This window comes from Streptomyces sp. NBC_01017, from assembly GCF_045162795.1.
Classification (GTDB): Bacteria; Actinomycetota; Actinomycetes; order Streptomycetales; family Streptomycetaceae; genus Streptomyces; species Streptomyces machairae.
The window spans coordinates 10,159,667-10,183,298 of the sequence record NZ_CP108683.1 but is presented as its reverse complement, the minus strand read 5'-3'; the positions used below and the strand labels follow the sequence as shown (position 1 = coordinate 10,183,298).

The following is a 23,632-nucleotide window of genomic DNA, read 5'->3' as shown; positions in this document are numbered from 1 at the left end:
CGGGCAGCGGACAGGGGGGAGTGTGGAGATTTCACTGCGCGCCCGTGTGCGGGCCGGGGATCCGGATGCGTTTAGACGCCATGCGCCGGGATTGCCCTGGCGGCGGCCAAGCGTCCGGCGGCAACGGTCCGCGACGACCAGTACATCTACACCAAGTCCCAGGGATCGGCCGCCGAGTTGGGCGTCCAGTTCAACGATCCCGCGGAGCTCGCCAAGCGCGAGGGAGCCGTCCGAAGCGAGCAGTGGGATTCGGTGGACGGCAAGCGGTCGGGGCTGAGGAAGGGCGTCGCGGTGGACGACCCTGACAAGAAGATGACCATGGCCATGTACGGCACCGGCTACCTGACCTTCCGGCAGCTTCAGGCGCTGCCCACCGATCCCGACGCGCTGCTGAAGAGGCTCTACAGCGACACCCGGATGGGACCGGACCGCCGCCTGGAAATCGCACTCGAGAACATCGGGGCCATCATCGACAACGCCACCCTGCTGCCCGATCTGAGCGCCGGGCTCTACCGCGCCATGGCCGAGCTCCCGGGCGCGCAGGTGGTGGACCACGTCAAGGACGCCGCGGGACGGGAGGGTATAGGCCTCACGTTCAAGGACGCCCCCGAGGGTTCCACCTGGGTCTTTGACTCCTCCAGCCTCGTCTACCTCGGAACGACCAGGATTGCGCTCCGCATCGGCGTCGCGGACAAGAAGGGCGAGGCACCGGTCAGCTCATCCTGAGTGGCCGTCGCTCCTCAGCGGTGCATGGCCCAGCGGATGGTCCGGGTCAGTGCCTGGCCGGTGGGGCGTACGGCGAGGTCCTCCACGACCGGGAGCCGGGGCAGCCACAGCATGCCGCGGGCCCAGGGCGGGAGCAGTGCGACGGCGTTCGCGGCCAGGCCACCGTAGAAGGGACGCACCGCGAGGGGCAGGGGAGGCTGGAGGAGCAGGAAGCGGGCGGCGGCGCGGGCCTCGGGACCGGCCCGCAGTTCGGGCCGGTAGGCGGACAGCCGCTCGGCGAGTTCGCGGCGGTCGCGTGGTGGGTCGATCACCCCCAGTGCCTCGGCGATGCGTGCGGTGTCGGCCACGTAGGCGTCATAGGCAGCGGCGTCCAGCGGGTGTGCTCCGTAGCGTTCGTGGGCGCGCAGGAAGCTGTCGGTCTCGGCGGCGTGCACCCAGCCGAGCAGGTGTGGATCAGCCGCGTGGTACGGCACGCCCTCGGCCGTCGTCCCGCGGATCCGTTGGTGGATGCCGCGGACGTGGTCGACGGCCCGCCGGGCGTCCGTGGCGGTGCCGTAGGTCGTCACCGCCAGGAAGGCGCTGGTGCGCTGAAGTCGGCCCCACGGGTCGCCGCGGTATCCGGAGTGCCCGGCCACGGCCGCCATGGCGAGCGGATGAAGGGACTGCAGCAGCAGCGCGCTCAGTCCGCCGATGAACATCGAGGCGTCACCGTGGACCGTGCGGATCGGGCGATCCGGGCCGAACCAGCGCGGCCCGGGAGTGTCGTGGATGCGGGCGCGCGTCGCCGGGCCGTCGGGGCCGGCGACGCGGCGGAACAGGGCCTGGCCCAGTTGGTCACGGACTGAGGTCAGCACGGTCGGCCTCCCCTCTCCTGCTGCCAGTGTCCGCGATGCCGACCCGAACCGGCCACGCCCGTCAGCCTCACCTGCCGGTGGGCACGTACCGGGGTTCACGGTCCGATGCCGGCCACACGTACGGCAGGCGTCGGGGACGCCGGAAAACAGGTCGCCGTACACCGCGCGGTCCTTGCGGACCAGTGCCGAACGGTGGCTTTCGTGGAAGGCCCCGTCGCCCAGCCAGGGCGGCAGCTCACCGGCGGCGGCCAATTCCGCCTGATCGCGTACGGCAACGCCCGGTCGGTGCACGGCCGGCCCGGCGACCAGGGAGGCAGCGCAGCTGTCCCGGTGTCCCTGCTCCCGCCAGACCCGGCAGATCTCCAAGCCGTACCGGACGAGGGCCTCCTCGTATCCGGCCCACATCCGTACGGCCGGGTGCCGGCGCCACCCGTAGCCGGGGACGGTCAGACCGCGCAGGACCTGGAGTGCCTCGACCCGCTGCTTGCCCAGTCGGCGCCGGTCGAGGAGCAGGGCCGTCTGCCGGAAGTCGGGGTGGGGCAGGAACGTCTGCATCAGTCAGCGTGCGGTTCCGGTGCGGTCACGTCGGCTCAGGAGGCGTTGGGCGCGCGCGAGGCCGGGTGGCCGGTGGCGGTGCAGGGCGGCCCTGGCGGCGTTGGCTCCCGGTGCGCCGTGCACGCCGCCGCCCGGGTGGGCCCCGGCGGAGGACAGGAAGAGCCCTGGGACGGGGGTCTCGGGTCGCCCGGTGCCGGGCACGGGCCGGAAGACGAACTGCTGGTGGATCGCGGTCGTGCCGCCGTTGATGGCTCCGCCGCTCAGGTTGCCGTCGAGGGCCTCCAGGGTCGGGGGCGCGAGAATGCGGCGGGCGCGGATCAGATGGCGGAAGCCGGGCGCGAAACGTTCGACTTGGCGTTCGACCCGGTCGGCCATGCGTTCCTGGTCGTTGGTGTCCCAGCGCCCGGTAAGGCCCTCGTCGGCGGCGTCGGCGCCGATCTCGCGGGGAACGTGAGTGTAGGCCCAGGCCGATTCGGTGCCCAGCGGGGAGCGTGAGGCGTCGGCGGTGGTCATCTGGCCGAACAGCAGGAAGGGACGGTCCGGAACCTGCCGCATCGCGATCTGCGCGGCGAAGCGGGTGAGTTCGTCCATGCCGTCGGCGAGGTGCACGGTGCCGGCGCGGGACGCCTGATCGGCCTCCCAGGGCACCGGGCCGTCGAGCGCCCAGTCCACCTTGAACGTGGCGAAGTCCCACTGGAAACGACGCAGGTCGTCCAGGAGCTGATCGGGCACATGCTCGGGTTCGAGGAGTTCGCCGTACAGGGCCGGCACCGACACGTCCGCCAGCACCGCCCGGCGTGCCGGCACCGCGTCGCCGACGGACGTCCGCACACCGACGGCCCGCCCGCCGCGGACGACGATCCGCTCGACGCGCTGCCCGCAGCGGACCCGCCCGCCGCGGGCCTTCAGGCGCAGGATCAGGGCCTGAGTCAGGGCGCCCGAGCCGCCGACGGGCACGGGAAATCCGTACGTCTGTCCGAGCATGGCCATCAGCCAGCCGAAGCCGCCGCTGCCCGCCGACTCCGGGGCGAGGTCGGCGTGCAGGGCGTTGCCGGCCAGCAGCAGCCGGCCGCCCTGGCCGCGGAACTCCTCCTCCCCCATGCGGCGCACCGGGAGTACCAGGGAGCGTGCGATACGCAGTCCGCCCGCGGCCCGCAGCCGGAACGCCAGCCGCGCCGTCGCTCGGACGGGCGGGAAGGGGGTGAACAGAGCGTCCAGGAGATCGGGTTGCATGCGCTGCCACACGCCGTGCAGCCGCTGCCAGGCGGCTCCGTCGCCCGGCGCGAAGGCCTCGAGGGACGCCGCGGTGGCGCCGACGTGCCGGTCCAGCACGGCGCAGCGGCCGTCGGTGAGGGGATGCGCCAGCACACTGGGCGCGTGGCTCCACCGCAGCCCGTAGTCCTGCAACCGCAGGGCGGACAGAACCGGCGAGGCGGCTGCGAGCGGGTAGAAGGAGCTGAAGAGGTCGTTGACGAAGTCGGGGTCGACGCCGCGGTCGTGGCGCACGGCGCCGCCCGGCTCCGGCTGTTCCTCCAGCACCTCGACGCTCCACCCGGCGTCCGCCAGCACGTTGGCGGCCACCAATCCGTTGGGGCCGGCGCCGATCACCACGGCGTCAGGCACGACCGGCTCCATCCATGCCCGACGCCGCCGAAGCGGCCGGTGCCCCCTGTGGGGCGCGGCGAACGTCCTGCGCCTCGCTCTCGCAGAGCCGGGCGAGGCGGGCGAGCATGGCCCGGTGGCGCAGTTGGATCAGCGCCTCGAAGCCCACGTTGTGCAGCCGGCCGCCCGCTCCCTGGAGGGGGTGCTCGTCCACCAGCACCAGGCACTTCTTTCCCCACGACCGCAGCTCGATCGCGATACGTGCCGTGCCCAGCACGCCGGCGTGAGCCTCCAGCTCCATGGAAACGCCGGGCTCGCAGCGGCGAACGACCGTCTCGTTGAACAGCCGGACGGGGCCGAGCCGGACCTCGTAGCGGATCGCGGCGTCGGTGTCCGGCCACCGCCCGCGAAGCGGCTCGGACCGCGCGGTCCCCACCACCCACTCCGCGTACCGGCTGCCGTCGGCGAGGACGGCCCACACGGCACTCGGACCGACTTGGATCAGACGGTGACGAACGGCCACGGAGACCTCCAGGGTGCCTCGACCGGATTGCCCGTCGGTCACGCCCGAGTGCCCGCGCATCACGGGTCGAACCGGTTCCATCGACCTCAATCGGCTCTTGCGGGAGGTGTCGGACTCCGGACCGGCACGGTCAGCCGGCTCAGGGACTGCATGGCCTCGCGCTCGATGCGGGAGAGATCGCGCAGGACGGTCCCTGCCTGGTCGAGGCACTGTGTGTCGCCTGATTCACCGGCCTTCGTGATCAGTGCGGCGACTTCCGTCCACAGCGTGGCCGCCTCGGTGTACAGCCTGTGCCCGGTGCGCAGGTGACCGCTGTCGAGCAGGTCGGTGCACTCGGCGAGGAAGTCGCGGTAGAGGTTGCGGAACAGTGCGCCGCCGGTGCCGGCCTTCTCCATCAGGAGCGCGGCCTGTGGCAGGTCCCGTTGCGGGGCGTCGGTGCGCTGGAGCCAGGTGCGTACCAGCTTGCCGGCCTTCTCGATGCCGCGGTGGCCCAGGTTGGCGATGGGCGGGTCGAGGAAGGCGTCGGCACAGGCGGTGATGGCGGCGGTGATCCGGACCTGAGGGGAGGGCAGGTCCGTCGGAACGGAGAGGGTGAAGGACCGGTGCTTGGCGGTCATCGGGCCGCGTGCGGCTCTTGCCTGCGCGAGGCCGGCCAGGCTCGTGGTCACCGCTCCGCCTTGCTGGTCGGTGTCCACCAGGTAGGCGTCGTGGTCGTCGTAGCCGTACATGGCGACGACATGCCCGCCGAAGTGCACCTTCGACCCGAAGTAGTCCAGATGGAAACTGTCGAGCTGCAGTCCGACGGGGTGGCCCGCGTCGATGGGGGCTGCCACGTTCTCCCACGCCCTGCGGGGGGAGCTGGTCTCCCGCACGACGAGCTCCAGCCCGAGTCTTGAGGCCAGGTTCCTGGTGAGGTCGAAGGGCTTCACTCGTCCCCCCAGGAAAGGGAAGGCCATCCTCTTGCTGTCCCAGTAGACGAAGGACAGACCCGAGCCTAGGCCGAAGAGCATGGGCTCGGACAGATCGAGCCCTTGGGTACGCAGCAGCACTCCCAGAGCTGTCGTCTCGCAGTGCTGCGTACCGCGGGAGTCGACGTCCGGCAATGTCATGGCGTGCTCTCCTGGATCGGGATGATCAGCCGGGTCAGCAGGTCTTCCGGCGGCGCCTCGGCCGGGCCGACGAGATAGGACTCGCGTACGGGTGCCTTCGGGTGCAGCCCGCGCTCGTGGATGGCGGCGAAGAGGGCGTTGTAGGCCAGGGGCAGCTGTGCGTACGGGCCGACGTGCACGGTCTCGGCCACGGGTCCGCCGGGCAACACCTCGAAGTCCGTAACCACTGCCGTCGCCTCCCCCGGCGGCGTCCGGACTCCCACGGCGATCTCCATGGGCTCTTGCAGGTCCAGCGGGTACAGAGCCCACAGGGGCGGCTCCCAGGCGACCCCGGCCCGGCCGAGCCCGGGCAGCAGCCGTGCCACGCACTCTGCGACCTTCTCCCCGATCTCCGCCGGGGTGCAGACCGCGCGTACGACGGCCAGGCGCCGTTCCGGTTCCTGACTCATCGTCACCTCGTAGCCGGGCAGGCCGCGTTCTGCCAGTCGCTCCAACATCTCCAGCCGTGCCTGGTCCTTGCTGATCCGTTCGGCCAGCCGGTCCCGTTCGGCGCGCAGTATCCGTGCCCTGGCCTCGGGTTCGGCGGCGAGGGCCCGGGCGATCACGGCCAGCGGAAGATCCATGTCCCGGAGCAGGGCGACGGTCAGGGCGTCGCGTGCCTGCTCGGGCGCGTAGTAGCGATAGCCGGAGCCGGCGTCCACGTGGACCGGGGCCAACAGCCCCGTCTCGTCGTAGTGGCGCAGCTGCTTGACGCTGAGCCGGCACAGTCGGGCGAAGCGCCCGATGGTGAGAAGTTCGTCCCGCACGCCATCATGGTGGACCCTCCCACGGGGGGAGGGTCCACCCCTTGCGACTACGGCCCGGGGTCGCCGCCGCCTTCCTCTGCGGGCGGGTTGTCAGCCGGAAGCCTGGTCGCTGTCCTTCATCGCGCCCCAGCCGTGCCAGCGGTCGACCTCGATCCAGGCGCTCACGCGGGACCGGACACGGTCCGGGTAGGGCTTGCCGATGTAGTGCGTGGCGATACGGTCGATGTCCTTCAGGCCCTCGTCGTCGTGCGTCTCGACGACGCGGCCGATCAGGGTGACGTGCGTGTACCAGTCGTCGCCGTCGAGGACGGTGAGCGTCACGCGCGGGTCGCGGCGCAGGTGCTTCAGGCGGACGCGGCCCTCGTCGAGGCTGATCAGGACGCGGCCGTCCTCCCACAGGTACCAAGTGGGAGTGGACACCGGTGTGCCGTCCGAACGCAGCGTCGCCATCACGCACGGGTTTGCTCGGCGCAGCAATTCCACGGCCTCCGAAGGCAGCGGCGGCTTGGACATCAAGTGCTCCTTGGATCGTTCGGGCGGGACCATCTCTTTGATCAGTCGTGTGCCCGTTTCCCGGCGCTGGTCACGCCGGACCGGGCCGATCCGCAGCGACAGCGCCGTGTCAGCGGCCTTCGGTGCCCCTGTTGAGTCGCTGCCCTTCGGTGCCCCTGTTGAGTCGCTCGTCCCGTGCCGACGGTGGACGATGGAGGCAAGGCAGCAGGAGGCTCTTCTGGTCGGAGAGGCCTGTGGTGGACACGGACGTGCTGATCGTGGGTGCGGGACCTGTCGGGTTGACCGCGGCCGCGGAGCTGCGGCGTCAGGGTGTCGCCTGCCGGCTCATCGACAGGCTTCTGGCCCGGTTGCCGTACGCCAAGGCGGTGGGCGTCCAGCCGCGGACCCTGGAGATCTGGGACCGGATGGGCATGGTGCGCGCCGCTCTGGAGGTCGCCGTGCCGCTGCGCGGACAGCTGATGTACGCCGACGGTGTCGAACAGGCCCGCATCGAGTTGAGGCTGCCGCCCCAGGTCCCGTACGTCTTCGCAGCCCTGCCCCAGTACGAGACGGAGCGGATCCTCGAGGAACATCTCGCCCGGTTCGGTACGGGGATCGAGCGGGGCACCGAGCTGGTGGGGTTCACGCAGCACGAGGACGGGGTCGTCAGCCGGATCGTCACGGCATCCGGCACCCAGCAGGAGCTGCGGTCACGCTTCCTGATCGGCTGCGACGGGGCGCACAGCACCGTCCGCAAGCAGCTCGGACTCGCCTTCGAGGGGGGTGCGTTTGCCGAGGAGTACATGCTCGCCGATGTGGAGGTGGACTGGAGCCTTCCCCAGGGCTACGGGGTGCGGGCCGTGCACCACGACGCCGGGGGCCGTGTCGACGATGTCCTGGTCTGCATCCCGCTGCCCGGCGATCGCCGCTACCGCATGTCGATGCTGGCACCCGATGAGTTGTCGGCGGCTCGCGACGGCACCCGTGGGAGGCCCTCGCCGGAGACGGTCGCCCATGGGCTGGAGGGCGGGCGCGCGCCCCGCATCGAGCACGTCCAGGCGGTCCTCGACCGGCTGGCCCCGCAGCCCACCACCGCGTCCGCCCTGCGCTGGTCGTCGGTCTTCCGCATCAGTCACCGCCTCGTCGACCGGTACAGCGTCGGCCGGGTCTTCGTCGCCGGGGACGCCGCGCACATCCACCCGCCCACCGGCGCCCAGGGCATGAACACCGGTATCCAGGACGCCCACAACCTCGCGTGGAAGCTGGCGCTGACGCTGGCGGGCGACGCCCGTCACCAGCTCCTCGGCAGCTATGACGCCGAGCGCCGGCCTGTCGGCGAGGAAGTGGTCGGCCGCACCGTCCGGCATGCCACCGAGGGCATCCGGGCCCCCTCGCAGGACATGACGACGGTGATGCTGCGCGAGGCGCAGCTGCTCGTTGCCTACCCGGACAGTCCGGTGGTCGCGGCCGGCGGCGCGGGGGCAGCGGCAGCGGCAGGTAACGGCGCCTCGGAATCGCCAAGGCCGAGTCCGGGGAAGGGGCCTGGCAAGGGGCCGGGGCCGGGTGAGCGGGCTCCCGACTGCCGCAACCTCGTCGCAGGCGTGGCCGCGACACCGCTGCGCCTGTATGACCTGCTGCGCGACCGCGGTCACGTCCTCGTGCTCTACGCCGACTCGGCCGACGCACTCACCGCGTGCCGCGAGGCCGCCGCCACCGTCCACCGGCTGGCAGGCGGCAAGGTGACCGCGTTCGTCGTCACCCGGCACGAGCACACGGCGGAAGCCGCCCGCGCACAGAGCGATGCCAACGGACCGCACCTGCCCGCCTTCAGCGACGGCGCGGCGGAGTTCGAGCAGCTCTACGGCGTCGACGGCCCGACGGCCTTTCTCATCCGCCCGGACGGATACCTGAGCGCACGGCTGTCACCGCTGGCTGCACCCGGGACCGTGCCAGCGCTGGCAGACGCACTCGGACGCGTCTTCCACCTGCCGTAGCTTCAGGGGACGCGGAGAGGAACAGTCGCCATTCTGACGCGCGACGCCCCGGCGCCCAGGTCAGTCCCAGAGCGCGATCGCCAGCATCAGCGCGGCGACCGGGATCAGCAGCCACGGCTCGGCCAGGACCGCGAGCCCGGTGAAGATCAGGGCGAAGTACGCCAGTGCCTTGGCGGCGCGCCGTTGGGTCTTGCTCTTCTTGGTGCCCTTGTTCTTCTTCGAGGCCGTGTCGGTTGCGAGGTACATGTCGGTGTTCGTCATGGCACTCACCCTCGTTCCGAGAGCGCCACTCTCGCGTCGGCGAAGCCCGCCTATGTAGGTGATGACCACCGACGCGTAGGTAGTGCCGGCACGGTGAAGGTGGGTCCATGAACACGGTCATGGACGCGGCGGAGATCGACTTGCGGGTACGGCATGCGGATGGCCGGTGGTCGGCCAGGACGGTCTGGGTGGTGGTGGTCGACGGGAACGCGTATGTCCGCTCGGCCTTCGGACGGCGCAGCGCCTGGTACCGGCGGGTCCTGCGGCAGGCGGACACGCAGGTGGAGGTGGCCGGGGTCCGGCGGACCGTCATCCTGCGGCCGGTGGACGATCCCGGGCTCGTCCGGCGCGTCTCCGATGCCTATCGGGCCAAGTACGGGCTGCGGTGGCCCGGCCCGGTGGAGTCGATGAACGGGCCCGAGGCGGCGGCCACCACACTGCGGCTAACGGATGCCCGGCAGGTCTCGCAGTTGCCTGCGTGAGGTGAGCTGAAGCTTGCGGAAGATGTTGCGCAGGTGCGCGTCGACCGTGCGCGGGCTGAGGAACAGTTTCGCCGCCACCTCCTTGGAGGTGGCGCCGTCGGCGACCAGGCGTGCGATGTGCACCTCCTGCATCGTCAACTGGTCCGATGCGTTCGACGTGCGGCTGCGGGCCTGCTCGCCCGTGGCGCGCAGCTCGCCGGCGGCGCGCTCGGCGAAGGCCTCCAACCCCAGGTCGGACAGCGGCTCGTGCGCCAGCCGCAGCGCGGACCGGGCGTCACGCCGTCGGCCCTGGCGGCGCAGCCACTCCCCGTACAGCAGATGTGCGCGGGCCCGGTAGACGACCAGTGCGCTGTCGTCGAGCAGGGCGATCGCCTCCTGGTAGGCGGACTCGTCCTCGGTGACCAGGGCGCGCGCGTAGGCCTCGACGCCGAGTCCCCATCCGTGGCGGCCTGCCTGCGTGCGCTGTTGGAGGGAGGCGAGGGCCGCGGCGGCGGCATCGGTGTCGCCGCAGCGCGTGGCGGCCTCGACCAGTTCGGGCAGGGCAAGGCCGGCCGTGCCGACGGCGCCGTACTCGATGGCCTGTTTCGCCGCTTTCAGCGCGGCGGGATAGTCGGCCAGGCCGTTGTGGAGTACGGCCGTCGCCCACTGCACGCTCAGGCTCATCCGGTGGTCCACCGATGCGAACAGTTCGGCGGCTTCCTTGTGTCGTCCGCGCAGCGCCGCGAGATGCAGGCGCGGGTAGACGAGCGGGGCCGCGCCGGTGGCATCGGCGATCGCCTCCTCCTCGGAGATCAGCTCCGTCGCCGTACCGAAGTCGCCCGTGTGGACGTTCGCGGTGGCCTGCATGGCCAGTGCGATGGGCAGCGCGTGGAAGGAACCCGATTCGCGGCCGGCCGTGACCGCACGGGTGGCGATGGCGTGCAGGGCGTCGAAGTTCCACAGTTCGGTGGCGACCATGAAGCCCAGCGACGGACGTCTGGCCCACACCTGGTCGTCGGTGTCGCCGAGGACCGGCCTGAGGATCTCCCCCGCCGCCGCATGCCCGTCGCTGACGAGGCTGATCAGGCCGGTCAGGACCGCCGCCGCGCTCGATACCGGATCGCCCGGCGGCGGGACCGCCTTTCCTGCGGTCTCCACCACCTGGTCGAGGCCGCCGAGCAGGAGGCCCATTTCGATGGCGTCCAGGTAGCACTCCCGCGACCAGCCGGGGTCGGTCGCCGCCAGCCGGGCGGCGGCGCGCAGGAGATGGGCGGTGGGGCCTTCGTCGCCGCGGCGGCGGACGAACGACAGCCTCCCGCGCAGCAGATCGGCCCTGGCGGCCTGGCCGGGTTCGTCGGTGGGGACGGTGGTGAGCAGGGCGGCCGCCGTGTCGAAGTCGCCCACCGAAAGCTTGGCCGCGGTGGCCGCGAGGACCCGCTCGGCGCGCTGGACCGGGCTGATGGTGAGCGCGGCGGAGCGCTCGAGGAAGGCCGCCGCCGCGGCGAGGCCGCCGCGTTCCTGGGCGCGGGTGGCGGAGACCTCGAGCTCGTCGGCGACCTCCTCGTCGGGGCCGGCACTGGCCTGGGCGCGATGCCAGGCCCGTCGGTCGGGATCGGCGACCGGGTCGGTCACGGCGGCCAGCGCCTCGTGCGCCCGGCGCCGCTCCTCCGGGGCTGCGGCGCGGTAGGCGGCCGAGCGGGCGAGGGGATGGCTGAAGCGGATCCGGGTGCCGAACTCGACCAGCGGGACGGACTGTTCGGCGGCAGCCGCGTCGACACCGAGGAGTGCGGCCGCACGCCACAGCAGCCCGGGATCACCGATGGGGTCGGCGGCGGCGACGGTCACCAGCAGCCGGGCATCCGGCGGCAGTAGCTCCAGTCGGGACCGGAAACTCTGCTCGATCACGCCGGGCACCGAGTCCGGCTGGGCGAAACCGCCCGCCATCCCGGCGAGACCGGCGGTCCTGGGAAGCTCCAGCAGCGCGAGCGGGTTGCCGCGCGCCTCGGCCAGGATCCGGTCGCGCACCCGCTCGTCCAACGGGGCGCGGACCGCCGCGGCCAGCAGCGCGCGGGCATCGGCTTCGCCAAGTCCCTGCAGTGAAAGGGCGGGTAGCCGGTCCAGTTCGGGCATGCGGCTGGGCTCGCGCGCCGCGAACACGAGGGCGATGCGTTCGGCGGAGATCCGGCGGGCCAGGAAGGCCAGCGCCTTGGCGGACGCCTGGTCCAGCCACTGTGCGTCGTCCACGACACACAGCAGCGGGCGATCCTGCACGGTCTCCGCCAGCAGGCCCAGCGACGCGACGCCGACCAGGAACGGATCGGGTGTGCCGGTGTCGAGACCGAAAGCGATCTGCAGCGCCTTGCCGTGCGGCGCGGGCAGCTCCGTCAGCCGGCCGGTGACAGGGGCGAGCAACTGGTGCAGCGCGGCGTACGGCAGCTCCATCTCGAACTCCGCCCCGGACGCCCGCATCACCAGGAATCCGGTCGCGGCCTCATCGAGATGCCGCAGCAGCACGCTCTTGCCGATGCCCGGCTCACCGCGCAGCACCAGGGCACCGCCCCGGCCCTGACGCGCCGCCTGAAGCAGGGCGTCGAGCCGGCGTATCTCGTCCTGACGACCGATCAGCACATCCGTGTATGTCTCGGGCATGATCGACAACCTACGCGGTCGTGCACGACGGGGGAATCAGGGAAATCCCTCAGTCGTACTCGGTCGTCGGCCGCGACGAGGAGTGTGATCCGCCCTCAAGAGTCTCCCGTAGGGCGCCGTATAGGCGATGACTACCGACGCGAACGGCAGTCGCCCGCTGCGAGTGTCGAGTCATGACCCGCACCGCACCGCACACGACCGCCACCACCGGCTGGATACCGCTGGCGGTCCTGGCCACGGCCCAGTTCCTGGTCGTGCTGAGCACGTCGATCGTGAACGTCGCGCTGCCCCAGATCCGGACAGGGCTCGATCTGTCGGCCGCCGGCCAGGCGTGGACGGTCAACGCCTACGTACTGGTCTTCGGCGCGCTGCTGCTGCCCGGCGGGCGCGCGGGTGACGTATACGGCCTTCGCCGCGTGTTCCTGCTCGGCATCGGCCTGTTCGCCCTCTCCTCGCTGGGCGCGGCGCTGGCGCCCACCGCGAGCGTGCTGATCGCCTGCAGGGCCGTGCAGGGCATCGGTGCCGCGCTGCTGGCGCCCACGGCGCTGGCCCTCGTGCTGACGCTCTACCCCGACAGCAGGCGGCGCGGCACCGCGCTCGGGGTGTGGGGCGCGGTCTCCGGTGCCGGCGGAGCGGCGGGCGTGCTGCTGAGCGGGCTGCTCACCAGCCTGTACGGCTGGCGTGCGGTGTTCGTCGTGATGGTGCCCCTCGCCCTGGCCGTCCTGGCTGCCACTTGGCGGCTGGTCGAGGCCGACCGGCCACGCGGCGGAAGCCTGGACGCGGTGGGCACGGTGACGGTGACGGCAGGGCTGGTCGCGCTCACCTACGGCCTGTCGGGCCCGTGGCCGCTCGCCGTGATCGGGCTGGCGCTGCTCGGTGTGTTCGTGGTGCTCCAGCGCCGCGGCGCCGCCCCGCTGCTGCCGGCGCGTATGAGCGTGGTGGCGGTGCCCAACGTGCTGATGGCTCTGCTGGGCGCCGTCTGGCTCGGCCTGTTCTACTTCCTCCCCCTCTACCAGCAACGCGCCCTCGGCTACTCGCCGTTGGAAGCCGGGCTGACCCAGCTGCCCCTCGCCCTCACGATCACCCTCTCGTCGTGGGCCGTCGGCAAGGTCTCCGGCCGCCATGTGCTCCCCGTAGGCCTGCTGGTCCTCGCGGCCGGACTGGCCTGGCTGTCCCGAACCCCGGCCCACGGCACCTTCCCCGTGGACCTGCTCGGCCCGACGCTCCTCATCGGTGCCGGGCTGGGAGTGGCCTTCGTCCGGCTCACCGCGATGTCCTCCACCGGCGTTGCGGCAGCCGACAACGGCCTGGCCGGCGGGCTGGTCAACGCCACCCGGCAGATCGGCGGAGCCGTCGGCCTGTCCTTCCTGACCCTGCTCCCCTCCCCCGGATCGGCCTTCGCGACCTGCGCCGCCCTGGCCCTGCTCATCTCGGCCCTCTCGGCCTACTCGGCCCGCTCGGCCGTCTCGACTCCCTCGACACGAAAGGCATGACCATGACCCTCGACAAGCCGTACGTCAGCGGCCACTTCACCCCCGTCACCGACGAGATCACCGGCCACGACCTCAAAGTGCGCGGCACCCTTCCGCCCGAGCTGAACGGCCGCTACTTCCGCAACGGCCACAACCCCAAACCGGGCATCACCCCCACCCACTGGTTCCGCGGCGAGGGCATGATCCACGGCATCCGCCTCACCGACGGCCGGGCCGAGTGGTACCGCAACCGGTGGGTGCGCACACCCTTCCTGGACGGCGTGCCGTTCACCGGAACCGAACTCGACGTCAGCGCCGCCGCCACCAACATCATCTTCCACGGGGGCCGTTACCTGGCCCTGCAGGAGGCCAACCTTCCCTACGAGGTCAGCGCCGAACTCGACACCATCGGCGTGCACGACTTCGGCGGCAAGCTCACCAGCGCGATGACCGCCCACCCCAAGGAGGACCCGGCAACCGGCGAGCTGCACTTCTTCAGCTACAGCCCCTTCGCGCCGTACCTGACCTACTACGTGGCCGACGCCTCCGGCGACATCGTCAAGTCGGAGGTCGTCGACGGCTCCGGCCCGTCGCTCATGCACGACTTCGCCATCACCCGCGAGCACGTGGTCTTCATCAACTCGCCCGTCGTCTTCGACCACGCCGAGCACTCCGGCATCCCCTACCGCTGGCACGACGACGTCCCGCTGCGCATCGGCGTGATGCCGCGCGCCGGGGGCAGGACCACCTGGTTCGAAGTGGCCGACCAGGCGGCGCTGTTGCACGTCGCCAACGCCTACACCGACGCGCAGGGCCGGATCGTCCTCGAAGCACCGCGCTTCGACCGTTCCGCCTGGGAAAACTCGTGGAAGTGGTGGGTCGGTGCCCCCGGCTACGGCACCAGCCCCGACGCCGGCTCGACCATGTACCGGTGGCTCATCGATCCGGCCACGGGCAAGGTCACCACCGAGTCCCTCAACGACCTGGCCACCGAGTTCCCGTCGATCAACGACGCCCACACCGGTTCGGCCCACCGCTACAGCTACGCCATCGCCTTCCCCGGCGCGGGCCTGTCGGGCTACCACACCGTCAAGTTCGACACGCTCACCGGCAAGGAGAAGCTGCTCGCGCACGGCGAGGGCCGGATGCCGGGCGAGGCCGTCTTCGCACCCGCCGAGGGCGCAACCGGCGAGGACGACGGTTACCTGCTCACCATCGTCAGCGACCTCACAGCCGACGCATCGGAACTGCTGGTCCTGGACGCGAGCGACCTGAGCACCGTGGCCGCCGTCGAACTCCCCCGCAGGGTGCCCGCCGGCATCCACGGCCACTGGATCCCCGACGCCGAACTGCCCGCCTGACCCACCCGACCCGGCTCGGTCACCCGGTCCGCCGCCTCACCGATACGGCCCGGACCGCCGGCCCCCTCCGGAGGCCAAGGCCTCCGGCTCCCCCACTCCGCCATACAACACCCGACCCTCCCCAGCAGCCCGGGCCGCCGCCCACTCCCCCACGGCGGCCCGGGCACCCCGACACAGAGGAACTGCCATGACCTACCCCACGGCCATCGACGAGAACGCCCCCATCGTCGCCGACCACTCCATCCGGATCGCCGCTTCCCTCGAGCGGGTCTGGCACCTGCACACCGACATCGCCTCCTGGCCCGCCTGGCAGCACGCCATCACCGAGGCCCGGCTCGACGGCCCCATCGCCCCCGGCAGCACTTTCCACTGGGCGACCGCGGGCCTGACCATCGACTCCACCATCTACGCGGTCGACGCCGAGCGGCACCGCATTCTGTGGGGCGGCCCCGCGCACGGCATCACCGGCGTGCACGAGTGGACGTTCACCGAGGACGGCGACGACATCGTGGTCCGTACCCGGGAATCCTGGGCGGGCGCTCCGATCGACGCCGATCGGGACAACCTCGCCGCGGCGCTGGACGACTCGCTCGCTTCCTGGCTCGATGCCCTGAAGAAGGCGGCGGAGACGGCAACGCAGTAGGGCCTGGAAGACGCCGGTCCCTTCGTGGCTATGCCGAGTGCTGGTACGCCGAGTACGTGAGATAGCCGTGGTCGCCGCCCTGGAAGTACGTCGCGTCGTCGGCCGGAGCGATCGGGAGGCCGGTGCGCAGACGCTCCACCAGGTCGGGGTTGGCGATGAAAGCGCGCCCGAAGCTGATGAGATCTGCTCCCAGGTTCAGCCACTGGTCGGCGTCGGCCTGGCCGGTCTGCTTCGGGCCCATCGGCAGAACCGGGTTCATGACGAGGGTGCCGGACCAGGCCCGGCGCAGGCCGAGAAGCGTCTCCTCGTCGGTGGTGGCCTCAAGGTGGACGTAGGCCAGGCCGAGCCGGGACAGCTCGGTCAGGAGCGCGGTGTAGAGCTCGGCGACGTCGGTCTCCTCGATGCCCCAGAAGGCGCCTTCGGGGGAGAGACGGATACCGGTCCGGTCCGCGCCGATGGCCTCGGCGGTCGCGGCGGCCGCCTCGACGGCGAACCTGATCCGGTTGCCCACCGAGCCGCCGTACCGGTCCGTGCGCAGGTTGGCGTTGGAGGAGAGGAACTGCGAGATCAGATAGCCGTTGGCGCCGTGGAGTTCCACACCGTCGAAACCGGCGTCGACGGCACGGCGTGCGGCGTCCGCGTACGACTGGACGTGCTCGGGCACCTCTGCCGTGTCCAGGGCGCGCGGAGTCGGCGCGGGCAGCGGTCCGTTGGGGGTGAACACCTCACCGACGGCCGCGACGGCCGAGGGGCCGACGGGCTGCATACCGGTGGTGTCGGGGTGCGAGACACGTCCGCCGTGCATGATCTGGGCGAAGATCCGGCCGCCGTTGGTGTGCACCGCGTCGGTCACCGGACGCCAGGCGGCCACCTGCTGGTCGGTGTACAGCCCCGGAGTGCCAGGGTTGGACTGCCCGACCAGGCTCGGTTGCACCCCCTCGGTGACGATCAGGCCGGCCGTGGCCCGCTGGGCGTAGTAGCGCGCCATCGACGGCGTCGCCAGTCCGCCCGCGGCAGCCCGTACACGTGTCATCGGCGCCATCACCACGCGGTTGGGCAGTGCCAGGGCGCCCAGCCGGTAACCGGAGAAAAGGGTCGTCACGTCGTGTCTCCTTCGTCATCGGTCGTGCCCCGCATCCGGGCACGTCGGCTACGCTAAAACCTGACATTGACGTCAGAGGCAAGGGTTGTGCTCCGGATCACAACGGGGAGGGGCGGCATGCGTATCGGCGAGCTCGCGGCACGGGCCGGAGTCAGCGTCAGATCCCTGCGCTACTACGAGGAACAGGGCCTGCTCTCGAGCACCCGCAGCGCCAGCGGGCAGCGGCACTACTCGGAGCACCACGTCGACCGTGTCACGTTCCTTCAGCGGATGTACGCCGCGGGCCTGTCCAGCCGGACCATCTCCGAACTGCTGCCCTGCGTCGACTCACCCAGCGAGGAGACGTCCGACGCCGCGCTGGAACGCATGGCGGAGGAGCGCGACCGGCTCTCCGAGCACATCGAGGACCTCATCCGCACCCGCGAAGCCCTCGACACGTTGATGGCCACGAACCGGGCCCACCGAAGGCGCCTGAAGTCGGCCGCGACGGGCTGACCCAGGGCTGAAGGCCGGATTGAGTATCGCGGTCGAGCGGTGCAGACGGTCCCTAAACGTCCAGGTCGGCGTACTGCAAGTGGTGGTCCGAGTACGCGCTGGGATGCACACGGTGCTCGAGCGGGACGATGTCTCGCAGGAAGATGTAGTCGAACTTGCTGTGCCAGTCCGTGGTCGTCCGGCAGGTGCCGACGGGAGAGGGATGACACTGGGGGTCCGCATCCGCGGCCAGGCCCCACATCCGGGCGAGTTCGGCAGCGTCCGGAACAGCGTTGAAGTCGCCGACCACGATGGCGCGGTCGTGCCGGGCGACCTCCGCGGCCACCACGCCGACCTGGGCCGCCCGGACTTCCTCCTGACGCCGATGGGCGAGGTGGGTGTTGAAGACGCGGGTGGGTTGGCCGCCCACCATGGTGGTGACCGCCATGTACCCACGGTCCTCGGATCCTCCGTCGGGGTACTCCACGTTGACCACGTCCGTCATCGGTGCAGCTGAGAGGACCGCCTGGCCGTAGGCGCCCGGATTCCACGGCACTCCTCCGCAGCGGCCCCAACTTCGAAGAACCGTCCCGTACTCGACGTGGTAGACCAGCCCGTGCAGGCTCTCCAGGTACTCCCGGATCCTCTCGACGTCACGCACGCACGCTTCTTGCAGGCCGATGACCTGGGGCGCGTACGCGGCGATCTCCGCGGCCCGGTCGACGTTGCCGACCTCGCAGGGGTTGCAGATGTTCCACGTCATGACCCGGTTCGGGACGACGTCCTTGACGGCTTCGACGGGCACCGACCTGGCGAAGAGGGCACCGCTCGGTGCACTGGGGCCGACGAGCACCATGCAGGCGACGATCACCGCGGCCGCGAACAACTGCGTGCCCCTTCCGAACATCATCGCCTCCTCGATCCGGATGCCCACGGCATCTGGCGTCTCCACACACGAGGTTATGGGACGGAGTGGTCAGCAACACCTGCTTCCGCTTCTTCACCAGGCTCCTTGCCCAGCCCCGTGCCGACCGGACCGACGGCCTGCCAACCACCCTGCCAACCACCCACTCATGCTTGTTCCTGCTCGGAACTGCTCTCTATCGAGCACGTATTGACATGAACCGTCGAAGCCCGCAGAGTCATGCCCCGACAGTCCCCACAGTGCCCCGGCAGTGATGCAAGCCACCTCAGCGAGGAGTGTTGCCGTCATGTCCGAAACACCCGCTGTCTCACGCCGACTGCTCCTGGGCGGAGCCGTCGCCACCGGCGCGGCCGCGGTCGGGATGACCGCCGCGGCCCCGGCCGCGGCCGCCGCGACCGGACAGGTGCCCCGCCGCCGTCCCGGACAGAAGTCGATGATCGGTGTGCCGTTCCAGGTCCACAGAACTGTCCGGGTCGGTGTCATCGGCCTGGGCAACCGCGGCGGAGGCATGGTCGAGAGCTGGGCGGCCGTGCCCGGCTGCACCGTGACCGCCGTCTGCGACATCCGCGCCGACCGCGCGCGCCGCGCCGCCGACCGGCTGGTGAGCAAGGGCGAGCCCCGCCCCGCCGAATACGGCGGATCAGCCGACTCCTACGCCCGGATGCTCCGGCGCGACGACATCGACCTGGTGTACATCGCAACGCCCTGGGAGTTCCACTACGAGCACGGCAGAGCCGCACTGCTGAGCGGCAGGCACGCCGTGGTGGAACTCCCCATCGCGACCGAACTGCGCGAGCTGTGGGACCTGGTCGACACCTCCGAGCGGACCCGCAGGCACCTGCTCCTCGCCGAGAACTGCAGCTACGGCCGCAACGAACTGGCCATGCTGAGGATGGCGCACGCCGGCCTGTTCGGAGACATCACCAACGGCCATGGCGGCTACCAGCACGACCTGCGTGAACTCCTGTTCTCCGACACGTACTACACCGACTCCTGGCGGCGGCTGTGGCACACCCGCAGCACCGCGTCGCTCTATCCCATGCACGGGCTGGCCCCGATCGCGGCGGCCATGGACATCAACCGCGGCGACCGGATGACCACCCTCGCCGCCACCGCGACCGCCCCGAAGGGACTGGCCGACTACCGCGAACGCTTCGTCCCCCGCGACCACCCGTCCTGGAAAGAGACGTACATCAACGGTGACCTGGTCACCTGCCTCATCGAGACCGACAAGGGCAGGATCATCCGGGCCGAGCACGAGGTGAGTTCGCCCCGGCCGTACAGCAGGATCAACACCCTCGCCGGCAGCCGCGGGATCGTCGAGGACTACACCGGGCCCGCCCCGACCGGCGCGCGCGTCTATCTCGAACCGGATCACGGCGGCCACACCTGGCGCGACTTCGCCGACTACCGCAAGGAGTACGACCACTGGCTGTGGCAGAAGGTCGGTGACGACGCCGCGAACAACGGCGGCCACGGCGGCATGGACTACGTCCTGCAGTGGCGCACCGTCCAGTTGATGCGCGCAGGGCTGGTACCCGACATCGACGTGTACGACTCCGCCGCCTGGTGCTCGGCGGTCCCGCTGAGCGCGGCGTCCCTGGCGAGGAACGGCCGCCCGGTCGAGATCCCGGACTTCACGCGCGGCGCCTGGTCCGCCAAACGCCCGGGACTGGATTCCAGCCCCACGGACATGCCACCGGTCGGCTGACCTCACGCCGCGCCGAGGCCTTCGATCGGCGCGGCGCAGCGTCAACGGCCATCAGACCGAGCCCTCGGACCCAGTGGTGCCGGACAGTGCCTGCTCGGCCCAGATCGTCTTCCCCAGCGTGCTGAAGCGGGTCCCCCATGCCTGAGCCAGCTGCGCGATGATGAACAGGCCTCGCCCGCCCTCGTCGGCCGTGGCGGCATGGCGCAGGTGGGGGGCGGCCGAGCCGGCGTCCCGCATCTCGCAGGTCAGGGTGCGGTCATGGATGAGTCGCAGTTCGAGCGGTGATCTGCCGTACCGGATGGCGTTGGTGACGAGTTCGCTGACGATGAGCTGGATGTTGTAGGCGGTCTCGTCATCCACGTTCCACTCGGCGAGTTGCAGGCGCGTACGGCGTCGGGCGTCGGCCACGGACGCCGGTTCGGGGTCCAGCGGCCATGCGGCGCACCGGTCGGCAGGGAACGCCCGGGTGCGCGCGACGATCACCGCGGCGTCACTGACGCCCAGATCCGCCGGTAGCGAGTAGACGAGGGCGTCGCCGAGTTCCTGGAGCGGGCGGTCGGCGTATTCGGACACCGTGGCCAACGGGCCCGGGAATTCGGCCAGATACGAAGTGAGGAGCGGGTCGCTGGCGAACACCAGGACGCTGCCGGCCGGTACGTCGATCTCGACGGCCGCGAAGGGCGCGCCCTCCGTGCTCCCCAGCGTGGGCCCCGCCGGTGCGCCGGGGAGGGACACCGTCCCGTCCGGCCGTACGACCAAGGGGGCCAGTCGGCCGGCCGCCGCCATCGTGCACGTGCCGGTCAGAGGGTCGTGGACCGCGTACACACAGTCGGCGGTGAGCGCTTCTTGGCGCAGCGGGTCGCTGAGCGGGAGGTGAGCCCGTTCGGCGGCGAGGCGCCCCGCCGTGTCGTGCAGACGGGCGAGCAGCTCGTCGGGGGTGAGGTCGAAGACCGACAGGGAGCGTACGGCGGTGCGGAGCTGTCCCATGATCGCGGCCGCGTGCACACCGCGTCCCGACACCTCGCCGACAACGATCGCTGTGCGGGCACTGGAGAGCGTGGTGGTGTCGTACCAGGCACCGGGATCGGCACCCGTGACGGAGAGATAGGCGGTCTCCAGCCAGGCGTGGGCCTCCGGCCGACGGGGCAGCAGTTGGCGCTGAACCGTCGCGGCGATCGTGTGTTCACGCGTGTAGCGCCGTGCGTTGTCGATGCACAGTGCGGTGTGCGTGGCCAACTCGACTGCGAAAGCGCGGTCGTCCTCGTCGAATGCCGGCGAGTGCTCCGTCCGGTACAGGCTCACGATCCCGAGGGCGGTGTCGCGCAGCGTCAGGGGAACCACGAGGAGGGAATGGGCTCCGGATGACCGGATCGCCTCCGCGAGTGCGGGATCGGCGGCCAGCCACGGAGTGTCCGGCTGCAACTGGACCACCCTCGGGCTCAGGTCGGCGAGGGCCTGGGTGAAGGGCGTCGGACCTGCGAGGCGGCGGACGTCGCCCACCGAACGGGCAGGCGGCGGCCGTCTGCCGGCGCCGTGGAATGCGGTGCGTATGACGTGCGTGCCGTTGGGCGGCGGGACGAGAGGGGGATCATCGCCGCGGAGCACGGCGTCCACCACGTCCACGACGGCGACGTCGGCGAACGCGGGGACCACTGCCGCGGCAATCTCCTCGCCGATCAAGGCCGGCTCCAGCGTGCGTCCCACCCGCTCCCGCACCACGTCGAGCATCCTGGTGCGGGCCAGGCCTCTCTCCCGTTCGGTGACGTCGACCGCGGTGACCGCCACCCCGAGCACCGACCGCTGGGAGCCTTCCAGGCGCAACGCGCTGACCTCGAAGTTCCGCTCGTGCGGATCCCCCTCGACATGCGCCCGGACGATGCGTTGCCGCACGGGGACCCCGGTGTCGAGTACGCCCCTGAGAAGCGCCTCCACGTCGTCGTCCACGAGGCTGTAGACCTCACGGACCGGGCGCCCCCGGAGGTCGTCCATGGACAGGTTCCGCATGCCGGGAGTGGCGGTGTTGACGCGCAGCACCCGCAGGTCCGTGTCGATGAGGTGGAGCCCCACCGGGGACTGCGTGAACAGCGCCTCCAGCATCAGGGCGGCTGCCTCGTCGACGCGCCCGCCGGGATCCCTGTGCGCCACGGGACCCACCTCCGAGGTACTGCGATCGCTCGGGGGTACGGCTGCCCCATGTCCCAGCGTGCTCCACGGTCGGCAGGACCGCACCCGCAGACGGCCCGCCGGAGACCGGTCTGCCCCCCGACCAGCTCCCCCTCTCCCCCTCTCCGGCTCTCCGGCTCTCCGCTCTCCGGTGCCGCGGCCGACGAGGTCGCGGAGTCCATGGCGGTGAAAGCGGCGCTCAAGGCGGCACCGAAGGAGTGCGTACCTACGCCCTTCCCGCCTCGGGCTTCCATCCCCACGCGGTGAGCATGCCGGCCGACAGCGCGGCGCACTCCTGCGAGCCCAGGTAGCGGATCGCCGTATCAATACCCGCGTCGTCGACCAGGCCGGTCGCGAGCATCGCCGTTCTGCTCCGCTCCCAAGTGTCCGCCCAGAAGCGGCTGATGGGGCTGCCCGGCACCAGTGGCGGCACATGGATCTCGGCAGCGACAGGCACGAGCCCGGCCCCGCGCAGCAGGTCCGGGTACGACGGCACCCAGGAGACATCGGTGCCGATGGTTGTCCCCAGCCCCTGCCACATCGCCCGCATCACCTGGGTGTACGGCGTGCCGGGCGTCCGGTCGCTCGTCAGGTCGACCGCGTCGCTGAGCACCAGCACACCGCCGGGCGCGACCAGTTCGGCCAGTGCTGCGATCAGCCGGTCGTGCTCGGCCAGGTGCATCAGCACGAAGCGCGCGTGGACGAGCCGGAACGTGCCGGGGACGAAGTCCGGGGCCGTGAGGTCGGCTTCCAGGACATCCAGTCCGGGTGCGGGCCGTTCGGTGAGGAAACGTACGTCACGGTCGACGGCCAGCACGCTGTCCACTCCGGCCTCGCCCAGGAGCCGACGGGAGACCGTGCCCGTTCCGGCGCCCACGTCGAGGCAGCGCCAGCCCGGGCCGACCCCCAGCGCCCGCAGCCGGCCCATGGTGAGGTCGTCGTAGGCGAGCGCACCGAAATCGATACGCTCGCCCTCCCCCGCCTGTTCGGGACGGAAGACCTCCTCGCCGTAACGGCCGCCGCCCTGGGCGCCCCCTCCTGCTGCGGCAGTCACGCCGCCGCCCGCGCGGCATCGAGGGTGCGACAGGGTTCGCCGGACTCAATGTCCCTGATCATGACCGACCTCTTCAGACAGCCGAGCGATACCGGGGCGGCACGTCCCACGGCCGCCGTCCCACCGATCCTCCACCCGGGGCCGCCTGCGCAGCCGAGGCGCGCCGGGCGCGCGCCGAACGGCCCAAGGACGCCGCTGCCGGCAGCGCAGGCACGCCCGGGCGCACGAGCAGCACATCCGCGCATCCCCGCGGGCTCGCAACCCCGCGAGTCGCTACACCTGGCGCCCGGGCCGAGTCGTGCGCGCGAGCAGCACCGCCGCTCCCGCCGCCGCGCCCGCGACCCCCAGTACTCCGGCGACCCGCCTGCCCTCGGAGGACAGGAAGCTGCGTGAGGAACGCCAGGACAGCGCCGACCATGTCGACTGGGCGGACAGCACCGAACCGGTGCTCAGCCACGACCCGAAGGACAGCAGCGACAGGCTGGAACCGATGGAGCCGACCGACAGAGCGCTGCCGATCGACCCGATGGAGAGAGCGGACCCGACGGAGCCGACGGACAGTACCGATCCGACCGAACCGATCGACAGCACGGAGTCCTGCGACCACAGCGACAGAACTGCATGGGTGGCGCCGGCGCGGTTGCCCGGACGGGCCGGGGCCTGGGCCTGATACGGCTTGCGCATGGACAGCATCC

At 71.3% G+C, this 23,632-nt stretch carries 21 protein-coding genes and 1 pseudogene; 8 read left to right on the top strand and 14 right to left on the bottom strand.

The genetic code is table 11. The features are described 5' to 3' along the window. Positions 1-90: 90 nt before the first annotated feature. Entirely contained in the window at positions 91-726 is a 636-nt protein-coding gene (locus OG331_RS46520) for a CU044_5270 family protein (protein ID WP_406210787.1), read from the top strand. 14 nt (positions 727-740) lie between these two features. Here OG331_RS46520 and OG331_RS46515 read toward each other — a convergent pair whose 3' ends face one another. From OG331_RS46515 to OG331_RS46485, 7 genes and pseudogenes are all read right to left on the bottom strand, one after another. Beyond that, the gene (locus OG331_RS46515) at positions 741-1,580 is read right to left on the bottom strand and encodes an oxygenase MpaB family protein (RefSeq protein WP_406209058.1); all 840 of its coding nucleotides are present in this window, start codon (positions 1,578-1,580) and stop codon (positions 741-743) included. Between the two features lie 67 nt (positions 1,581-1,647). Beyond that, positions 1,648-2,135: pseudogene (locus OG331_RS46510) on the bottom strand (MSMEG_6728 family protein). Positions 2,136-2,138: 3 nt separating this feature from the next. Further along, a complete protein-coding gene (locus OG331_RS46505; protein ID WP_406209056.1) occupies positions 2,139-3,758 on the bottom strand; it encodes a phytoene desaturase family protein in 1,620 nt (539 codons plus the stop codon). Continuing rightward, entirely contained in the window at positions 3,751-4,260 is a 510-nt protein-coding gene (locus tag OG331_RS46500; protein ID WP_406209053.1) for an SRPBCC family protein, read from the bottom strand. Before OG331_RS46500 ends, OG331_RS46505 begins: the two co-directional genes overlap by 8 nt. 86 nt (positions 4,261-4,346) lie before the next feature. Continuing rightward, a complete protein-coding gene (locus OG331_RS46495) occupies positions 4,347-5,369 on the bottom strand; it encodes a BtrH N-terminal domain-containing protein (RefSeq protein ID WP_406209050.1) in 1,023 nt (340 codons plus the stop codon). Continuing rightward, positions 5,366-6,175, bottom strand: coding sequence for a MerR family transcriptional regulator (locus OG331_RS46490; RefSeq protein ID WP_406209048.1), 810 nt, complete (start codon positions 6,173-6,175; stop codon positions 5,366-5,368). The genes OG331_RS46495 and OG331_RS46490 overlap by 4 nt, the downstream gene beginning before the upstream one ends. A gap of 90 nt (positions 6,176-6,265) precedes the next feature. Then, positions 6,266-6,688 (bottom strand): PPOX class F420-dependent oxidoreductase, encoded by a 423-nt coding sequence (locus tag OG331_RS46485; RefSeq protein ID WP_406209046.1) that lies wholly within the window; start codon positions 6,686-6,688, stop codon positions 6,266-6,268. Positions 6,689-6,921: 233 nt separating this feature from the next. On the opposite strand from OG331_RS46485, the gene OG331_RS46480 reads away from it, so the two are divergent. Then, positions 6,922-8,661, top strand: a complete 1,740-nt coding sequence (locus OG331_RS46480) for an FAD-dependent monooxygenase (protein ID WP_406209043.1) — start codon at positions 6,922-6,924, stop codon at positions 8,659-8,661. A gap of 60 nt (positions 8,662-8,721) precedes the next feature. Here the strand turns inward: OG331_RS46480 and OG331_RS46475 are convergent, their stop codons facing one another. Next, positions 8,722-8,922, bottom strand: coding sequence for a hypothetical protein (locus OG331_RS46475; protein ID WP_406209040.1), 201 nt, complete (start codon positions 8,920-8,922; stop codon positions 8,722-8,724). Between the two features lie 107 nt (positions 8,923-9,029). On the opposite strand from OG331_RS46475, the gene OG331_RS46470 reads away from it, so the two are divergent. Then, the gene (locus OG331_RS46470) at positions 9,030-9,404 is read left to right on the top strand and encodes a DUF2255 family protein (RefSeq protein WP_406209037.1); all 375 of its coding nucleotides are present in this window, start codon (positions 9,030-9,032) and stop codon (positions 9,402-9,404) included. Here OG331_RS46470 and OG331_RS46465 read toward each other — a convergent pair. Further along, positions 9,366-12,032, bottom strand: a complete 2,667-nt coding sequence (locus OG331_RS46465; RefSeq protein ID WP_406209034.1) for an AAA family ATPase — start codon at positions 12,030-12,032, stop codon at positions 9,366-9,368. The two genes, OG331_RS46470 and OG331_RS46465, sit on opposite strands and share 39 nt — an antisense overlap. Positions 12,033-12,205: 173 nt before the next feature. Here OG331_RS46465 and OG331_RS46460 point away from each other — a divergent pair, with 173 nt between their 5' ends. The 3 genes from OG331_RS46460 to OG331_RS46450 all read left to right on the top strand — a co-directional run bounded on the left by OG331_RS46460 (position 12,206) and on the right by OG331_RS46450 (position 15,508). Then, the gene (locus tag OG331_RS46460; protein ID WP_406209031.1) at positions 12,206-13,525 is read left to right on the top strand and encodes an MFS transporter; all 1,320 of its coding nucleotides are present in this window, start codon (positions 12,206-12,208) and stop codon (positions 13,523-13,525) included. Beyond that, complete coding sequence (locus tag OG331_RS46455; protein ID WP_406209027.1) at positions 13,522-14,865, top strand: carotenoid oxygenase family protein; 1,344 nt, start codon at positions 13,522-13,524, stop codon at positions 14,863-14,865. Before OG331_RS46460 ends, OG331_RS46455 begins: the two co-directional genes overlap by 4 nt. Positions 14,866-15,052: 187 nt before the next feature. Then, a complete protein-coding gene (locus tag OG331_RS46450; protein ID WP_406209024.1) occupies positions 15,053-15,508 on the top strand; it encodes an SRPBCC family protein in 456 nt (151 codons plus the stop codon). 28 nt (positions 15,509-15,536) lie between these two features. Here OG331_RS46450 and OG331_RS46445 read toward each other — a convergent pair whose 3' ends face one another. Next, positions 15,537-16,610 carry an alkene reductase gene (locus OG331_RS46445; RefSeq protein WP_406209021.1) on the bottom strand — a complete coding sequence of 358 codons (1,074 nt, stop codon included), beginning with the start codon at positions 16,608-16,610 and terminating at the stop codon, positions 15,537-15,539. Positions 16,611-16,727: 117 nt separating this feature from the next. Here OG331_RS46445 and OG331_RS46440 point away from each other — a divergent pair, with 117 nt between their 5' ends. Further along, complete coding sequence (locus OG331_RS46440; RefSeq protein ID WP_328884025.1) at positions 16,728-17,105, top strand: MerR family transcriptional regulator; 378 nt, start codon at positions 16,728-16,730, stop codon at positions 17,103-17,105. Between the two features lie 52 nt (positions 17,106-17,157). Here OG331_RS46440 and OG331_RS46435 read toward each other — a convergent pair whose 3' ends face one another. Further along, positions 17,158-17,994 carry an endonuclease/exonuclease/phosphatase family protein gene (locus tag OG331_RS46435; RefSeq protein ID WP_406210784.1) on the bottom strand — a complete coding sequence of 279 codons (837 nt, stop codon included), beginning with the start codon at positions 17,992-17,994 and terminating at the stop codon, positions 17,158-17,160. 301 nt (positions 17,995-18,295) lie between these two features. Between OG331_RS46435 and OG331_RS46430 the strand changes: the two genes are divergently transcribed. Next, positions 18,296-19,720 (top strand): Gfo/Idh/MocA family oxidoreductase, encoded by a 1,425-nt coding sequence (locus OG331_RS46430; RefSeq protein ID WP_328884024.1) that lies wholly within the window; start codon positions 18,296-18,298, stop codon positions 19,718-19,720. Between the two features lie 51 nt (positions 19,721-19,771). Here OG331_RS46430 and OG331_RS46425 read toward each other — a convergent pair whose 3' ends face one another. The 3 genes from OG331_RS46425 to OG331_RS46415 all read right to left on the bottom strand — a co-directional run bounded on the left by OG331_RS46425 (position 19,772) and on the right by OG331_RS46415 (position 23,621). Then, on the bottom strand, positions 19,772-21,865 hold the full coding sequence (locus tag OG331_RS46425; protein WP_406209018.1) for a SpoIIE family protein phosphatase: 2,094 nt from the start codon (positions 21,863-21,865) through the stop codon (positions 19,772-19,774). 244 nt (positions 21,866-22,109) lie between these two features. Continuing rightward, positions 22,110-22,937: a class I SAM-dependent methyltransferase gene (locus tag OG331_RS46420; protein WP_406209015.1), complete on the bottom strand. Its 828-nt coding sequence runs from the start codon at positions 22,935-22,937 to the stop codon at positions 22,110-22,112. A 273-nt stretch (positions 22,938-23,210) separates the two neighbouring features. Then, positions 23,211-23,621, bottom strand: coding sequence for a hypothetical protein (locus OG331_RS46415; protein WP_406209013.1), 411 nt, complete (start codon positions 23,619-23,621; stop codon positions 23,211-23,213). Positions 23,622-23,632: the final 11 nt, after the last annotated feature.

Excerpts from the sequence above, each read along its gene's own strand:
- OG331_RS46495 (WP_406209050.1), bottom strand. The coding sequence starts at position 5,369 with ATGACATTGCCGGACGTCGACTCCCGCGGTACGCAGCACTGCGAGACG.
- OG331_RS46485 (WP_406209046.1), bottom strand. The coding sequence starts at position 6,688 with ATGTCCAAGCCGCCGCTGCCTTCGGAGGCCGTGGAATTGCTGCGCCGA.
- OG331_RS46475 (WP_406209040.1), bottom strand. The coding sequence starts at position 8,922 with ATGACGAACACCGACATGTACCTCGCAACCGACACGGCCTCGAAGAAG.
- OG331_RS46470 (WP_406209037.1), top strand. The coding sequence starts at position 9,030 with ATGAACACGGTCATGGACGCGGCGGAGATCGACTTGCGGGTACGGCAT.
- OG331_RS46465 (WP_406209034.1), bottom strand. The coding sequence starts at position 12,032 with ATGCCCGAGACATACACGGATGTGCTGATCGGTCGTCAGGACGAGATA.
- OG331_RS46460 (WP_406209031.1), top strand. The coding sequence starts at position 12,206 with ATGACCCGCACCGCACCGCACACGACCGCCACCACCGGCTGGATACCG.
- OG331_RS46455 (WP_406209027.1), top strand. The coding sequence starts at position 13,522 with ATGACCATGACCCTCGACAAGCCGTACGTCAGCGGCCACTTCACCCCC.
- OG331_RS46450 (WP_406209024.1), top strand. The coding sequence starts at position 15,053 with ATGACCTACCCCACGGCCATCGACGAGAACGCCCCCATCGTCGCCGAC.
- OG331_RS46440 (WP_328884025.1), top strand. The coding sequence starts at position 16,728 with ATGCGTATCGGCGAGCTCGCGGCACGGGCCGGAGTCAGCGTCAGATCC.
- OG331_RS46435 (WP_406210784.1), bottom strand. The coding sequence starts at position 17,994 with ATGATGTTCGGAAGGGGCACGCAGTTGTTCGCGGCCGCGGTGATCGTC.
- OG331_RS46430 (WP_328884024.1), top strand. The coding sequence starts at position 18,296 with ATGTCCGAAACACCCGCTGTCTCACGCCGACTGCTCCTGGGCGGAGCC.
- OG331_RS46415 (WP_406209013.1), bottom strand. The coding sequence starts at position 23,621 with ATGCGCAAGCCGTATCAGGCCCAGGCCCCGGCCCGTCCGGGCAACCGC.